At 52.6% G+C, this 14,523-nt stretch carries 12 protein-coding genes and 2 pseudogenes; 11 read left to right on the top strand and 3 right to left on the bottom strand.

Annotated elements, in window-relative coordinates; translation table 11 throughout:
• The first annotated feature begins 73 nt into the window (after positions 1 to 73).
• The 7 genes from fecA (at position 74) to OGY68_RS09830 (ending at position 8,301) form a co-directional block, all read left to right on the top strand.
• Positions 74 to 2,398: a TonB-dependent Fe(3+) dicitrate receptor FecA gene (fecA, locus tag OGY68_RS09860; protein ID WP_057066425.1), complete on the top strand. Its 2,325-nt coding sequence runs from the start codon at positions 74 to 76 to the stop codon at positions 2,396 to 2,398.
• A gap of 73 nt (positions 2,399 to 2,471) precedes the next feature.
• On the top strand, positions 2,472 to 3,371 hold the full coding sequence (locus OGY68_RS09855; RefSeq protein WP_057066424.1) for a Fe(3+) dicitrate ABC transporter substrate-binding protein FecB: 900 nt from the start codon (positions 2,472 to 2,474) through the stop codon (positions 3,369 to 3,371).
• Positions 3,368 to 4,366 carry an iron-dicitrate ABC transporter permease FecC gene (gene fecC / locus OGY68_RS09850; protein WP_057066423.1) on the top strand — a complete coding sequence of 333 codons (999 nt, stop codon included), beginning with the start codon at positions 3,368 to 3,370 and terminating at the stop codon, positions 4,364 to 4,366. The genes OGY68_RS09855 and fecC overlap by 4 nt, the downstream gene beginning before the upstream one ends.
• Entirely contained in the window at positions 4,363 to 5,319 is a 957-nt protein-coding gene (gene fecD / locus OGY68_RS09845; RefSeq protein WP_267439972.1) for a Fe(3+) dicitrate ABC transporter permease subunit FecD, read from the top strand. The genes fecC and fecD overlap by 4 nt, the downstream gene beginning before the upstream one ends.
• Complete coding sequence (fecE, locus tag OGY68_RS09840) at positions 5,320 to 6,087, top strand: Fe(3+) dicitrate ABC transporter ATP-binding protein FecE (RefSeq protein ID WP_057066421.1); 768 nt, start codon at positions 5,320 to 5,322, stop codon at positions 6,085 to 6,087.
• Between the two features lie 378 nt (positions 6,088 to 6,465).
• Positions 6,466 to 7,068: a TetR/AcrR family transcriptional regulator gene (locus OGY68_RS09835; protein WP_008784381.1), complete on the top strand. Its 603-nt coding sequence runs from the start codon at positions 6,466 to 6,468 to the stop codon at positions 7,066 to 7,068.
• A gap of 78 nt (positions 7,069 to 7,146) precedes the next feature.
• Positions 7,147 to 8,301, top strand: coding sequence for an MFS transporter (locus tag OGY68_RS09830; RefSeq protein WP_008784380.1), 1,155 nt, complete (start codon positions 7,147 to 7,149; stop codon positions 8,299 to 8,301).
• Between the two features lie 58 nt (positions 8,302 to 8,359).
• Here the strand turns inward: OGY68_RS09830 and OGY68_RS09825 are convergent.
• Positions 8,360 to 8,488 (bottom strand): annotated as a pseudogene (locus tag OGY68_RS09825) (glycine zipper 2TM domain-containing protein); the annotation flags it as partial.
• Between the two features lie 43 nt (positions 8,489 to 8,531).
• On the opposite strand from OGY68_RS09825, the pseudogene OGY68_RS09820 reads away from it, so the two are divergent.
• A pseudogene (locus OGY68_RS09820) lies at positions 8,532 to 8,861 on the top strand (tyrosine-type recombinase/integrase); the annotation flags it as partial.
• Between the two features lie 87 nt (positions 8,862 to 8,948).
• Here OGY68_RS09820 and OGY68_RS09815 read toward each other — a convergent pair.
• On the bottom strand, positions 8,949 to 9,845 hold the full coding sequence (locus OGY68_RS09815; RefSeq protein ID WP_057066420.1) for a LysR family transcriptional regulator: 897 nt from the start codon (positions 9,843 to 9,845) through the stop codon (positions 8,949 to 8,951).
• Between the two features lie 127 nt (positions 9,846 to 9,972).
• Here OGY68_RS09815 and OGY68_RS09810 point away from each other — a divergent pair, with 127 nt between their 5' ends.
• The gene (locus tag OGY68_RS09810; RefSeq protein ID WP_286616976.1) at positions 9,973 to 10,824 is read left to right on the top strand and encodes a nitroreductase family protein; all 852 of its coding nucleotides are present in this window, start codon (positions 9,973 to 9,975) and stop codon (positions 10,822 to 10,824) included.
• A gap of 178 nt (positions 10,825 to 11,002) precedes the next feature.
• Here OGY68_RS09810 and OGY68_RS09805 read toward each other — a convergent pair whose 3' ends face one another.
• A complete protein-coding gene (locus OGY68_RS09805; protein WP_003036289.1) occupies positions 11,003 to 11,224 on the bottom strand; it encodes a hypothetical protein in 222 nt (73 codons plus the stop codon).
• A gap of 405 nt (positions 11,225 to 11,629) precedes the next feature.
• Between OGY68_RS09805 and shiA the strand changes: the two genes are divergently transcribed.
• Together shiA and OGY68_RS09795 are read left to right on the top strand one after the other, a co-directional pair.
• Positions 11,630 to 12,946 (top strand): shikimate transporter, encoded by a 1,317-nt coding sequence (gene shiA, locus OGY68_RS09800; protein WP_003832199.1) that lies wholly within the window; start codon positions 11,630 to 11,632, stop codon positions 12,944 to 12,946.
• 118 nt (positions 12,947 to 13,064) lie between these two features.
• On the top strand, positions 13,065 to 14,519 hold the full coding sequence (locus OGY68_RS09795; protein WP_032942969.1) for an AMP nucleosidase: 1,455 nt from the start codon (positions 13,065 to 13,067) through the stop codon (positions 14,517 to 14,519).
• Positions 14,520 to 14,523 lie beyond the last annotated feature (4 nt).

Genomic DNA, 14,523 nt, shown 5'->3' with positions numbered 1-14,523 from the left:
CATTTCGATTGTCCTTTTTCCCCTTCTCATTCGACTCATAGATGAACACAACAAAAATGATGATGGAGAAGGTATGACGCCTTTACGCGTTTTTCGCAAAACAACACCTTTGGTTAACGCCGTTCGCCTGAGCCTGCTGCCGCTGGCCGGGCTGTCGTTATCCGCCTTCGCAGCGCAGGTTGATATTGCACCGGGTTCGCTCGACAAAGCCCTTAATCAGTATGCCGCGCTCAGCGGAATTACCCTGTCGGTTGACGCCAGCCTGACGCGCGGCAAACAGAGTAACGGTCTTCACGGTGACTACGACGTCGAAACCGGCCTGCAACACCTGCTGAACGGTAGTGGCCTGCAGGTGAAACCGCTGGGTAATAACAGCTGGACGCTGGAGCCCGCACCAACACCGCAAGAAGATGCCCTGACCGTGGTGGGCGACTGGCTGGGGGATGCGCGCGAAAACGACGTTTTCGAACATGCTGGCGCACGTGACGTTATCCGCCGTGAGGATTTCGCCAAAACCGGCGCAACATCCATGCGCGAGGTACTGAACCGCATTCCTGGCGTTACCGCCCCAGAAAACAACGGCACCGGTAGCCACGATCTGGCGATGAACTTTGGTATTCGCGGCCTGAATCCGCGCCTGGCCAGCCGTTCAACGGTGCTGATGGACGGTATTCCCGTGCCGTTTGCCCCTTACGGCCAGCCGCAGCTTTCACTGGCGCCCGTCTCACTCGGAAATATGGACGCCATCGACGTGGTTCGCGGCGGTGGCGCGGTGCGTTACGGGCCACAGAGCGTGGGCGGGGTGGTGAACTTTGTTACCCGCGCTATTCCGCAAGACTTCGGCATGGAAGCCGGCGTGGAAGGCCAGCTCAGCCCAACATCTTCACAAAATAACCCAAAAGAAACGCACAACCTGATGGTGGGCGGCACGGCGGATAACGGTTTTGGTACCGCCCTGCTTTACTCCGGTACACGTGGAAGCGACTGGCGCGAACACAGCGCGACCCGCATCGACGACCTGATGCTGAAAAGCAAATATGCGCCAAACGAAGTGCATACCTTCAACAGTCTGTTGCAATACTACGACGGTGAAGCTGACATGCCCGGCGGCCTGTCTCGCGCGGATTACGACGCCGACCGCTGGCAATCCACGCGCCCTTACGATCGCTTCTGGGGGCGCCGCAAGCTGGCAAGCCTCGGCTATCAGTTCCAGCCGGACAGCCAGCATAAATTCAATATTCAGGGCTTCTACACTGAAACCCTGCGCAGCGGCTACCTGGAACAGGGAAAACGCCTCACCCTTTCACCGCGTAACTACTGGGTACGCGGCATTGAACCACGCTACAGTCAGAGCTTTATGGTGGGTCCTTCCGCGCACGAAGTGGGCGTGGGATACCGTTATGTGAGCGAGTCGACGCATGAAATGCGTTACTACACGGCCACCAGCAGCGGACAACTGCCGTCCAGCGCCAGCCCTTACGATCGCGACACTCGTTCGGGCACCGAAGCGCACGCCTGGTATCTGGATGACAAAATCGACATTGGCAACTGGACTATCACACCGGGTATGCGCTTTGAACATATCGAGTCATACCAGAACAACGCCATCAAAGGCACACATGAGGAAGTAAGCTACAACGCCCCACTTCCGGCGCTAAACGTACTTTATCACCTGACTGATAGCTGGAATCTTTATGCAAACACTGAAGGCTCATTCGGCACCGTACAGTACAGCCAAATTGGCAAGGCTGTGCAAAGCGGCAATGTGGAACCGGAAAAAGCGCGAACCTGGGAGCTCGGAACCCGATACGACGATGGCGCGCTGACGGCGGAAATGGGGCTGTTCCTGATTAACTTTAATAATCAGTACGATTCCAACCAAACCAACGACACCGTTACTGCACGCGGTAAAACGCGTCATACCGGACTGGAAACTCAGACTCGCTATGATCTCGGCACATTGACGCCAACGCTCGACAACGTTTCAGTCTACGCAAGCTATGCGTATGTGAACGCTGAGATTCGCGAGAAAGGCGATACCTATGGCAATCAGGTGCCCTTCTCACCAAAACACAAAGGCACGTTGGGCGTGGACTATAAGCCGGGCAACTGGACCTTCAATCTGAATAGCGATTTCCAGTCCAGCCAGTTTGCGGATAACGCCAACACCGTTAAAGAGAGCGCTGATGGCAGTACCGGTCGCATCCCTGGCTTTATGCTCTGGGGCGCACGCGTAGCCTATGACTTCGGCCCGCAGATGGCAGACCTGAACCTGGCGTTCGGTGTGAAAAATATCTTCGACCAAGAGTATTTCACCCGCTCTTACGACGACAACAACAAAGGCATCTACGCAGGCCAGCCGCGCACGCTGTATATGCAGGGTTCGTTGAAGTTCTAAACCCCGTTTACCCGGCCTGCATGCTGTTTTGTAGGTCGGGCAAACGAAACGCCACCCGACGCAGGCAATTTACATGTTCACACCATTACGCACGCTATTCGCCGCTCTGCTGCTCACCGGCCATGCTTTTGCCGCCACGGTTCATGACGAACATGGCACCTTTACGCTTGATAAAACGCCACAACGGATAGTGGTGCTGGAACTTTCGTTCGCGGACGCACTGGCTGCTGTCGATGTCAGTCCGGTCGGCATTGCCGACGATAACGATGCCACACGCATTCTTCCAGAGGTTCGTGCCCATCTGAAACCCTGGCAGTCTGTCGGCACGCGTGCGCAGCCGAGTTTAGAAGCCATCAGCGCGCTGAAACCGGATCTGATCATTGCCGACAGCAGCCGCCATGCGGGTATTTACAACGCCTTACAGCAAATAGCACCTGTGCTGCTGCTCAAGTCTCGCAATGAAACCTACGCTGAAAATCTGCAATCTGCGGCCATCATCGGTGAAATTGTGGGTAAAAAAGCACAGATGCAGTCACGCCTGGCGCAACACCAACAACAGATGTCAGCGTGGGCCAGCCAACTGCCAAAAGACACGATGGTGGTGTTTGGTACGTCCCGGGAGCAGCAGTTCAACCTGCACACGCAGGAGACCTGGACCGGGGGCGTCCTGACCTCTCTGGGGCTGACGGTGCCTGCAGCTATGGCGGGTTCGTCTATGCCGTCCATCGGTCTGGAACAGGTGCTGGCGCTCAATCCGGCATGGCTGCTGGTCGCGCACTATCGTGAAGAGAGCATCGTGAAACGCTGGCAACAAGACCCGCTGTGGCAGATGTTAACTGCGGCGCAAAAACAACAGACGGCGTCGGTCGACAGTAACGCCTGGGCGCGGATGCGCGGCATTTTCGCAGCCGAACGCATTGCCAGCGACACGGTAAAAATCTTTCACCACCAGCCTTTATCCGATGTGAAATGACAGTTTTCAAACATCCAGCGCTACAGTGGGGTCTTCCCCTTGTCGCGCTTATCGCTATCTTCTGGCTGAGTCTGTTTTGCTACTCGGCCATTCCTGTTTCCGGCGTTGACGCCATTCACGCCCTGCTGCCAGGCCATACGCCGACGCTTCCACAAGCGCTGGTGCAAAACCTTCGTTTGCCGAGAGGCCTGGTCGCCATTTTGATCGGCGCAAGCCTGGCTCTGGCGGGAACGCTGCTGCAGACCCTGACGCATAATGCAATGGCCTCCCCTTCACTACTCGGTATTAACAGTGGCGCAGCGCTGGCGATGGCGCTTACCAGCGCCATCAGCCCTGTGCCCGTTGCGGGTTACTCTATCGCTTTTATCGCCGCCTGCGGTGGCGGCGTAAGCTGGCTGCTGGTGATGACCGCAGGCGGTGGATTTCGCCACATCCAGGACAGAAACAAACTGATCCTGGCGGGCATCGCGTTCTCGGCTTTCTGTATGGCCCTAACCCGCATCACCCTGCTGCTGACGGAAGATCACGCTTACGGCATTTTTTACTGGCTCGCGGGGGGCGTATCCCACGCACGTTGGCAGGAATTCTGGCAGCTTTTCCCGATGGTGGCGGTTGCTGTACCGGTGGTGTTGCTGCTGGCTAATCAACTGAACCTGCTTAACGTCAGTGACAGCACCGCCCGCACGCTGGGGGTGAATCTGCCGAAGCTCCGTTTGATCATCAATATTCTGGTGCTGCTTCTGGTCGGTACCTGCGTCAGCGTGGCAGGCCCGGTAGCGTTTATCGGTCTGCTGATGCCGCATCTGGCTCGCTTCTGGGTGGGATTCGATCAGCGCAAGGTCCTGCCGATGAGCATGATTATGGGCGCCACGCTGCTGCTGCTGGCGGATGTTCTGGCCCGAGCGCTGGCCTTCCCTGGCGAATTGCCCGCAGGAGCAGTAGTGGCGCTGATTGGTGCCCCCTGTTTTGTCTGGCTGGTCAGGAGGCGTGGATGAAAATTGCGATAGTCATTTTCATCGCCCTCGCGCTGGCAGGATTTTCGACTCTGTCATTGCAAATGGGGGTGATCGCCGTTCCCTGGCATGCCCTGCTAACCGACTGGCAGAGCGGGCGCGAATATCATTACGTATTAACGGCGTACCGCCTGCCGCGACTGCTGCTGGCGTTGCTTGTCGGTGCCGCCCTCGCGGTGGCAGGCGTTCTGGTGCAGGGGATCGTGCGTAACCCTCTGGCATCGCCGGATATTCTCGGCGTAAACCATGCCGCCAGCCTGGCCTCTGTGGGAGCACTGCTTCTCTTGCCGTCACTACCGGTGATTTCTCTGCCGCTGCTGGCCTTTGCCGGTGGCATGGCGGGCCTGATCCTGCTGAGAATACTGGCGAACACCAGCCAGCCGATGAAGCTGGCGCTCACGGGTGTTGCGCTCTCTGCCTGCTGGGCCAGCCTGACGGATTATCTGATGCTTTCGCGCCCGCAGGATGTGAACAGCGCCCTGCTGTGGCTGACCGGCAGCTTATGGGGCCGTGACTGGAGCTTTGTGAAAATAGCCGCCCCACTGCTGATTTTGTTTCTGCCGCTGAGTCTGCGCTTTTGCCGCGATCTCGACCTCCTGGCATTGGGCGATGCGCGCGCCACCACGCTCGGTGTGTCGGTGCCGCGTATTCGGCTCCAGGCTTTGCTACTGGCCGTCGCCATGACATCGACCGGCGTGGCCGTCTGCGGCCCAATTAGCTTTATTGGTCTTGTGGTGCCGCATATGGTGCGCAGCATTACTGGTGGACGTCACCGCTGGCTGCTGCCCGTTTCAGCCATGACAGGTGCGTTACTGCTGGTGGTTGCCGACCTGCTGGCGCGAATTATTCATCCTCCTCTGGAACTTCCGGCTGGCGTGCTGACCGCCATTATCGGTGCACCATGGTTTGTCTGGCTGCTTGTGAGAATGCGATAAATGACATTACGAACTGAAAATCTGACGGTCTGTTACGGGATAAACAAGGTGCTTGATGGCGTTTCACTCACCCTACCAGCGGGGAAGACAACCGCCCTGCTCGGCCCTAACGGCTGCGGGAAGTCAACGTTGTTAAACTGTTTTTCACGACTGTTAACACCGCAGTCCGGAGGCGTATTTCTCGGCGATAGTGCCATCAATACGCTCTCATCACGCCAGCTAGCCCGCAGGCTGGCGCTGCTGCCCCAGCACCATTTAACTCCCGAGGGGATCACCGTCCAGGAGCTTGTTTCGTACGGTCGCAACCCGTGGTTGTCACTCTGGGGGCGTCTCTCCGTTGAAGACAATACGCGGGTCCATGATGCTATGAACCAGACCCGGATCCAACATCTTGCCGACCGACGGTTAACCGATCTTTCTGGCGGTCAGCGACAGCGCGCATTTCTGGCGATGGTCCTGGCGCAGGATACGCCCGTTGTACTACTCGATGAGCCAACCACCTATCTCGATATCAATCATCAGGTGGAACTGATGCGGCTGATGGGCGAACTTCGGGCTCAGGGGAAAATGGTGGTCGCCGTGCTGCACGACCTTAATCAGGCCAGCCGGTACTGTGACCATCTGGTGGTCATGGCGAACGGACATGTTATGGCGCAAGGCACACCAGAAGAGGTGATGAACCCTGGATTGCTGAGAACCGTATTCAGCGTGGATACGGAGATACACCCCGAACCAGTATCTGGCAGGCCGATGTGTGTAGTGAGGTAGATGATACAGTCTGTAATGGTACCATGGCTTCAACAGGTCGCCTGTCATATCACTCACGCTGCGGTGACTTTACTCTGCCCTGTGAGTTCAATCGGTCGATGCAACGCTATCCTTAATCGAAGGGGGACGTTGGACGTTGGACGTTCGCTAGAATACGGCAGATTCCGGTGTGATGATTAACCATTACGCGTGGTTGCCGTTGTATCAACGTACTATCCTGGAAAGGATAAAATCCACACATCCCTCTATAGAAACGCATAGCAATTCATAAGAAAATCTGTCTGCGCGTCATCGCTGATTTATTTATGAAAATTATTTGACTGATCGTTCCATAATCAATATTATGCCGCCTCAACTCATTTCAAGTCCCACATCCCTATGAGTGCTGAAAAACCAACCTTTCCAGGTCGTCCACGAAAGTTCGAAGATCAGGATGTCATTGATGCTGCCGTCGCTGTTTTCAGCGCCAATGGTTATGCAGGCACCTCCGCGCAAGATTTATGCAATGGTACGGGATTAGGGCGGGGAAGCCTATACAATGCCTTTGGAAGCAAGCAAGCCCTGTACGAGCAAGCTTTGTTGCGCAGCCACGAACAAACTATGTCAGCACAGTTAACAATACTCACACAACCAGGTCTGGTAAAAGAGCGATTGCATACCCTTCTGCTCTGGGGTATTGCCGAAGATCTTTCTCAGCCAGAGCAACATGATGCGATGGTCTTATTTTCAGCCCTGGAGATGGGCAGTAAAGATGAAGCCGTTGCGAGCCTGAATAATGAATATCGTCAGCATTTAGAAAAAACGCTGGTGTCGGTATTCATCGAAGGCCAACGAACCGGCGAACTGAACAATAAAGCATCAGCCGTCGAAATGGCGAGAGGCTTTATGGCAGGCTATTACGGTTTACGTGTACTGAATAAAAACATTACAGATAGAAAAATCCTCGAAGATGTCGTCGCTGGTCTGTTAATCAATTTATAAATTTAAGCGAAAAAATTCATTATTTACTTGCACTCATTTTTGTAACGATCATTCCAATACAAGGAAAAATAAAAAAACATGCCATTAGTCGTTTATATTTTAGGGTTAGCCATTTTTTCATTAGGTACAGCAGAGTTAATGGTGGCGGGTATGATGACCACGCTATCGGAAGCATTTGGTGTTACAGTCGGCGAAGTCGGGCATTTGATTTCATATTATGCATTCGGTGTAATGCTAGGTGGCCCGGTATTAACCTACACCTTTCTTAAGTTTAAAGCGCCCTATCGCTCAACATTATTATGGCTGTTAGGGTTATATGTTATCGTACAAGGATTAAGCGTCTTTGCCTCTGATTACAATGTGTTAGTTGCCATTCGAATCGTGACAGGTATTTTATGTGCAGGGTGTTTAAGTCTTTCACTCGCGACAAGTATGGCTCTTGTATCTGTTGAAAATCGCCCTCGTGCCGCATCAATAGTGATAGCAGGTTTTATGGTATCCAATGTCTTTGGTGTACCTATCGCGACAATCATTGACCAGCACTGGGGCTGGAAAATGAGTTTTGGGCTGGTCGCGGTCCTGGTTTTCATATGCCTGCTAGCATTAGTACGTTTATTGCCACATATGAGCGGCGGCGGTGCTATCAAGATGGCTGAAGAGATTAAGGCATTTAAAAATAAAGCCTATTGGAAAGCCTGTGCAACCAGCTGTTTGATTTTGGGAGCAAGTTTTGCGGCATTCAGTTATTTTGTTCCCGTGCTGACTGATGTCAGTGAATTTACAATGCAGACGGTTCCCTTCATACTGATGCTTTATGGACTAGCCAATATCATCGGGAATATGGTAACGGGACGTCTTGCATATCGCCATAGTTTAACTGTTATGGTTGTCGGCTTAACAATATTGAGTATTTCTTTGCTCGGCATGGCGCTATTTGTTCAATATCAGGTCATTGCTCTTCTGGCTGTTATACTTATCGGTTTATCTGGCGTGCCAATGAATCCGGCAATGATGGCAAGAATTGTCAGCGTGGCACATCCAGGGCCAATGGTCAATGCCGTTCATACTTCCGTGATCAATATTGGATTAGGTGGCGGTTCTTATTTAGGTGGAATGGCAATTTCATCTGGATTCGGTTTACGTTCAGCTCTATGGATTGGAATGGTATTAGCGGTTCTGGCTTTATTATCCGTATTACCTTATATCCGTCGTAGTAAACAAGGCTGGAGTTAATAGGTTCTGAAGATAAAAATGCCCCACTTATAAAAATCACGGGGCGTCGATATAACCGTTAAATTTTATTCAAAACTAACTGTCCTTTATCATCGAACGGGATCTGCGCGCCGGGGTCTTTATCCATCCGGATTTTTCCCTGCTGATCGCCGATGCGGCAGGCCACGTCGCAACCGATCACATTCTCTTATTTATCATAATGATAAAGGTCTGCTCCTCGCTAATAAGTGACAAGAGAAGCTGTTGCTGCATTGATAAAACCTGGCAATTTGCATGGTAAAGACTTCTTGTTTCGGTCTCCGCCCGGAACTAACCGGCACATATCAATCCGGCAATACAACCGAATTTTTCATGGATGGGTAGAAAAGCTTGGTCTCGAAGCTTCGCTTCACAGCACACATTCTATGAGAAGAACAAAACCTTACCTGATATACAAGAAAACCAAGAATTTCCGGGTAATCCAACTTCTGTTGGGCCATAAGAAACTGGAAAGCACAGTCCGTTATCTGGGCATTGAAGTCGATGATGCATTAGAGATCTCTGCATCAATTGAAGTCTAAGGTTGTCAGGGCTGCAACATCAGCCCTGTGCCAGGAGCGGACAGTCCAATATCTGCGAAAAGCTCAGATTAAAGGCCGGAATCTGTTTTAGTGATAACCAGAGAGTCTCTCCAACATCCAGTCAATGAATATTCGCAGACGTGCATTCAACTGCTTTGTAGGGGGATAAATGATTGAAACCGGGAATTGTGTATTCGTTAAATCTTCAAGTATGGGAACAAGCTGACCAGATTGAATAAAGTGCTTTGCTACTGAAACATGCGTTTGGCCGATCCCCATTCCGTGCACAAGCAGGTTAATCAGAGACGCGCTGTCGTTTGCCGCTATATCGAAGTTAAGCACCTGCTTTTCACCTGACCGATTACGAAAACGCAGTGGCCAGGCTTCTCCTGTCGCGGCGCTGAAGTAACCAACCACTTTATGCCCATTTTCAAGATCAGAAACATTCTTAGGAATGCCAAAACGTTCAAGATAGTCTGGGCTGGCGCAAGTCACTAACCGATCTTTGTATAATGTTCTACCTACTAAAGACGAATCGGCCAACTCGCCAGCGCGGATGACGCAATCGACGCCTTCTTCAATAAGATTTACGGGACGGTCACCCACCCCAAGTGCTAGCTGAATATGAGGGTAGCGTTCACGAAACTCTTCAAGTATGGGTATCAACACAAAGTTGGCGAGCGAAGAGTGCAGATCAATTCGCAGCCTCCCTTTGGCGGCAGAGCCCATGTCGCGCATGGCAATCTCTGTCTCATCCAGTTTGGCGACAAGCCTGCTGATTCTCTGGTAATACTCAGCCCCCTCAATAGTTAAGGTCACTGAACGCGTGGTGCGGTGAATGAGTTTGATGCCAAGGTGTTCTTCAAGTTCCTTTAGCAATTTACTGACCGTGGAACGTGGCAACCCGAGGTGTGCAGCGGCCTTTGTGAATGAGCGCGTTTCAACGATGCGCTGGAATGTACGTATTGCGAGAAGATGATCCATCACCTGATTCTATACCAGAGCTTTGATTGTGCACACAGATGAAAACTGAAGTCGTAAATTTGGTAATTATCTGCGTCAACACTCCCGCTATTCTGAGGCCATAAATTCATATGAGGAAGATGAAATCATGACTGCCAACAATGCCGAACAAGACTCATTACTTAAAGCTCGATATAGTGCAGCACAACAAAAACCAGACAACATTATCTGGACGCCGCAAGTTGAAGCGCTTTTGCGCCATAAGTCCGTCAGAGCATTTTTGCCTGATGCTTTGCCAGATGGGTCGATTGAGACCATGGTCGCTGCGGCACAATCGGCCTCAAACTCCTCCGCTCTTAATCAGTGGAGCCTGGTTGCAGTAACAGATATGGTGTTAAAGCAGCAAATTTCTGACACAGTCGCTCGCTCAGTACCGGTGGATCGGATCTCCTGGATTGAGGAAGCTCCCGCACTGTTACTCTGGGTAGCCGATTTATCACGCGGTGCCGAAATCACTAAAGATGCAGGGAAAGAACCCTTTATATTCGATTACCTTGATTCATTCTTGATGGCATCAATTGATGCCGCACTGGCTGCTCAAAACGCCGTTGTGGCAGCCGAGTCAATGGGGCTAGGTATCGTTTATCTGGGCGTCATGCGCAACATCGCTAAAGAACTCGCAGAGATAATCAATTTACCTCCACACAGTTTTGTCACCTTTGGAATGGCTGTGGGGTTGCCCGATGCTAGCAGGGCCAGTAGCGTTCGCCCCCGTCCTGCCCAGCCGATGGTTTTACATCACAATCAGTACAACCAGGATAAATATCGCGCTTACCTGAAAGATTATGAAGAGGCATATCAGGCCTTTCGTATCAGCCAAAATATGAGGGCTAAGACCTGGCTGGATTCGGTTGTCGAATCAGCTACCAGCATGGATTACCTGGGGGGGCGAGTGAATCTACGGGAAACCGTTTCGGAGCGCGGCTTCAAATTGAAGTAAAAAATTGGCATTACTGGTTTTAAAGAACGGGCCAGTCAGTAACGCCAATACAGATGGCCCCCTACTTCCGCATGTCGCTCAAAGTTGCTCCTCAGCTCCACGTCAGGTGCGGAGTAAACCCATCCGTGTAAGTGCACAATTTTCATGCGCTACTTAAGCAGCGTGCTCCCATCAACATTCAGTCAGCTTTATACGCCTGCCACTCGCGCCAGACATTCTCAGGATCAATATCGCGGTAGCCACGCTCTCTGATTATATCCTCGGCTGCTTCGGCTGGCAGGCGGATGGCTGTAGCGCCATCGCGAATGGACTCAACCTCATCGCGGGTCAATTCCCGTCCTATGTCCTGTTCTTTATCAATCAGAACTACGATCAACGCAGGGATAAAAACAATCTTCATACTGATAAGCCTCTGAAATGTTCGCATGCCACTGTATCACTGACAGTTTTGATATAGTTCAGTAATCGTCGATTTATTTCCAGGACGGGAATCATTCATGACATTACAAATCCGTGAAGCTACACCGGCGACGCGATGTTGCTTAATACGCTGGGCTACCGCATCTACCGCGCACACTTTGAACAAAAGGCAACAATTTTTGAACACCCTGCTTTCGAGCGGTTTTTTTGCTTTTCTGTTTTCTCATTCATCTTATTTTTCATGTTGCCATCAGATGAGGGAGATAATCGTTTTCACTTCCCGTCTGTCGCGGTAATCTCATAACGGTCGTTAATATTGCGACTGCAATGTGTGTAACCCAACTCAAATACTAATAACTAAAAAAACAGTACAGACAGGATAACTATGGATTCCTCCCTCACCTCCACGGGTCCCCAACAGGACGCCTCTTCACTTAACCGCGCCCGACGCGCTGCGCTTGGTAGCTTCGCGGGTGCCGTGGTCGACTGGTATGATTTTCTGCTTTACGGCATCACTGCCGCACTGGTCTTTAACCGCGAGTTCTTCCCGCAGGTCAGCCCGGCAATGGGGACTCTTGCCGCATTTGCTACCTTTGGCGTCGGATTCTTGTTCCGCCCGCTAGGCGGGGTGATCTTCGGCCACTTCGGCGATCGCCTGGGGCGTAAACGTATGCTGATGCTCACCGTCTGGATGATGGGGATCGCCACTGCACTGATAGGGATTATTCCTTCCTTTGACACCATTGGCTGGTGGGCTCCCGTTCTGCTGGTGACGCTGCGTGCTATTCAGGGATTCGCCGTTGGCGGTGAATGGGGCGGCGCGGCGTTGCTCTCGGTCGAAAGCGCGCCGAAAAATAAAAAAGCCTTCTACAGCAGTGGTGTTCAGGTCGGTTATGGCGTCGGGTTACTGCTTTCTACCGGTCTGGTCTCGCTGATTAGCTCGCAAACCACCGATGAGCAGTTCCTGAGTTGGGGCTGGCGTATTCCATTCCTGTTCAGCATCGTGCTGGTATTGGGCGCGTTGTGGATGCGTAACCGAATGGATGAATCGGCCGAATTCGAACAGCAGCAACAGGCGCCGCAACCAGAGAAAAAGAGACTACCGGTAGTCGAGGCGTTAATCCGTCATCCAGGTGCCTTTTTGAAAATTATCGCTCTGCGCCTGTGTGAACTGCTGACGATGTATATCGTCACTGCGTTTGCCCTAAATTACTCCACGCAGAATCTGGGCTTACCCCGTGAACTGTTTCTGAATATCGGCTTGTTGGTGGGCGGGCTGAGCTGTCTGACCATCCCCTGCTTCGCCTGGCTCGCCGACCGTTTTGGTCGCCGGCGCGTTTACATTACCGGCGCACTGGTCGGGACGCTCAGCGCATTCCCGTTCTTTATGGCGTTAGAAGCGCAATCCATTTTCTGGATCGTGTTCTTCGCGATTATGTTGGCCAACATTGCACACGATATGGTGGTCTGCGTGCAGCAACCTATGTTTACCGGTTTGTTTGGCGCAAGCTATCGCTACAGCGGTGCGGGCGTTGGTTATCAGGTAGCAAGCGTGGTTGGCGGCGGTTTTACCCCCTTCATTGCTGCTGCGCTGGTAACATTCTCCGGCGGAGACTGGCACAGTGTGGCCATTTATCTGATGGCGGGTTGTCTTATTTCCGCCACTACAGCATTGCTGATGCGGGATAAGCAGCACGGTTAAGCCCGGGTGCGGAGGCCGTCCGGTCTTCGCACAATCTTCCTCAACGTCTGACTTTTGTTTCACATTCCTGTGACATACTATCGGGAGAGCAGTACATCTGTGGAACAAGGAGACAGACATGAACAATAAGGGCTCCAGCCTGACCCCGGCTCAGGCACTGGATAAACTGGACGCGCTGTACGAGCAGTCGGTAAAAGCACTGCGTAGCGCCATTGGTAAGTATATTGAAACAGGGACGCTCCCTGACGTAATCGCCCGCCATAACGGTCTTTTTGTTTACCCATCACTGTGTGTCACCTGGGATGGCAGCGCCACCAATCCCCCTAAAACCCGCGCCTATGGTCGTTTTACCCATGCGGGCTGCTACACCACTACGATTACCCGTCCGTCGCTTTTTCGTCCGTATCTTGAAGAACAACTCACGCTGCTGTATCAGGATTATGATGCGCATATCTCCGTTGAGCCGTCGCAGCATGAAATCCCCTATCCGTATGTCATTGACGGTTCTGAACTGACGCTCGACCGCTCGATGAGTGCCGGCCTAACGCGCCACTTCCCCACAACCGAGCTGTCACAGATTGGCGATGAAACAGCCGACGGTACCTATCATCCGGCGGAATTCTCCCCGTTGTCGCACTTCGACGCCCGACGAGTAGATTTTTCGCTGGCGCGACTGCGCCACTACACGGGAACACCGGTTGAACATTTTCAGCCGTTTGTGCTGTTCACCAACTACACCCGCTACGTCGATGAGTTTGTGCGTTGGGGTTGCAGCCAGATCCTCGACCCGGACAGCCCGTATATCGCGCTTTCTTGTGCGGGCGGGATCTGGATCACCGCTGAAACTGAAGCGCCTGAAGAAGCGATCTCCGATCTCGCCTGGAAGAAACACCAGATGCCCGCCTGGCATTTAATCACCGCCGACGGTCAGGGGATCACACTGGTCAATATCGGCGTTGGCCCGTCTAACGCCAAAACCATTTGCGATCATCTGGCCGTACTGCGTCCTGACGTCTGGCTGATGATTGGTCACTGTGGCGGACTGCGTGAAAGCCAGGCGATTGGCGACTATGTTCTGGCCCACGCTTATCTGCGTGACGACCACGTGCTGGATGCAGTTCTACCGCCAGATATTCCAATTCCGAGCATCGCGGAAGTGCAGCGCGCACTGTATGACGCTACCAAAGAAGTCAGCGGTATGCCCGGCGAAGAGGTTAAACAACGCCTGCGTACCGGTACCGTCGTCACCACTGACGATCGCAACTGGGAGCTACGCTATTCCGCTTCTGCGCTACGCTTTAACCTCAGCCGCGCGGTGGCTATCGATATGGAAAGCGCCACCATCGCCGCCCAGGGATATCGTTTCCGCGTTCCGTACGGCACGCTGCTGTGCGTTTCCGACAAGCCGCTGCACGGTGAGATCAAACTGCCTGGTCAGGCCAACCGTTTTTATGAAGGTGCCATTTCTGAGCATCTGCAAATAGGTATCCGGGCTATCGATCGTTTGCGTGCTGAAGGCGACCGACTGCACTCCCGTAAATTACGTACATTCAACGAACCGCCGTTCCGTTAAGACC

Source organism: Citrobacter sp. Cpo065, from assembly GCF_030332805.1.
Taxonomy (GTDB): Bacteria; Pseudomonadota; Gammaproteobacteria; order Enterobacterales; family Enterobacteriaceae; genus Citrobacter; species Citrobacter portucalensis.
This window is presented reverse-complemented; position numbering and strand designations above follow the sequence as displayed.

What these genes read in the sequence shown, in the direction of transcription:
- shiA (WP_003832199.1), top strand. Translation starts at nt 11,630, where the DNA reads ATGGATTCCTCCCTCACCTCCACGGGTCCCCAACAGGACGCCTCTTCA.
- OGY68_RS09835 (WP_008784381.1), top strand. Translation starts at nt 6,466, where the DNA reads ATGAGTGCTGAAAAACCAACCTTTCCAGGTCGTCCACGAAAGTTCGAA.
- OGY68_RS09830 (WP_008784380.1), top strand. Translation starts at nt 7,147, where the DNA reads ATGCCATTAGTCGTTTATATTTTAGGGTTAGCCATTTTTTCATTAGGT.
- OGY68_RS09810 (WP_286616976.1), top strand. Translation starts at nt 9,973, where the DNA reads ATGACTGCCAACAATGCCGAACAAGACTCATTACTTAAAGCTCGATAT.
- OGY68_RS09855 (WP_057066424.1), top strand. Translation starts at nt 2,472, where the DNA reads ATGTTCACACCATTACGCACGCTATTCGCCGCTCTGCTGCTCACCGGC.
- OGY68_RS09815 (WP_057066420.1), bottom strand. Translation starts at nt 9,845, where the DNA reads ATGGATCATCTTCTCGCAATACGTACATTCCAGCGCATCGTTGAAACG.
- fecC (WP_057066423.1), top strand. Translation starts at nt 3,368, where the DNA reads ATGACAGTTTTCAAACATCCAGCGCTACAGTGGGGTCTTCCCCTTGTC.
- fecA (WP_057066425.1), top strand. Translation starts at nt 74, where the DNA reads ATGACGCCTTTACGCGTTTTTCGCAAAACAACACCTTTGGTTAACGCC.
- OGY68_RS09805 (WP_003036289.1), bottom strand. Translation starts at nt 11,224, where the DNA reads ATGAAGATTGTTTTTATCCCTGCGTTGATCGTAGTTCTGATTGATAAA.
- OGY68_RS09795 (WP_032942969.1), top strand. Translation starts at nt 13,065, where the DNA reads ATGAACAATAAGGGCTCCAGCCTGACCCCGGCTCAGGCACTGGATAAA.
- fecE (WP_057066421.1), top strand. Translation starts at nt 5,320, where the DNA reads ATGACATTACGAACTGAAAATCTGACGGTCTGTTACGGGATAAACAAG.
- fecD (WP_267439972.1), top strand. Translation starts at nt 4,363, where the DNA reads ATGAAAATTGCGATAGTCATTTTCATCGCCCTCGCGCTGGCAGGATTT.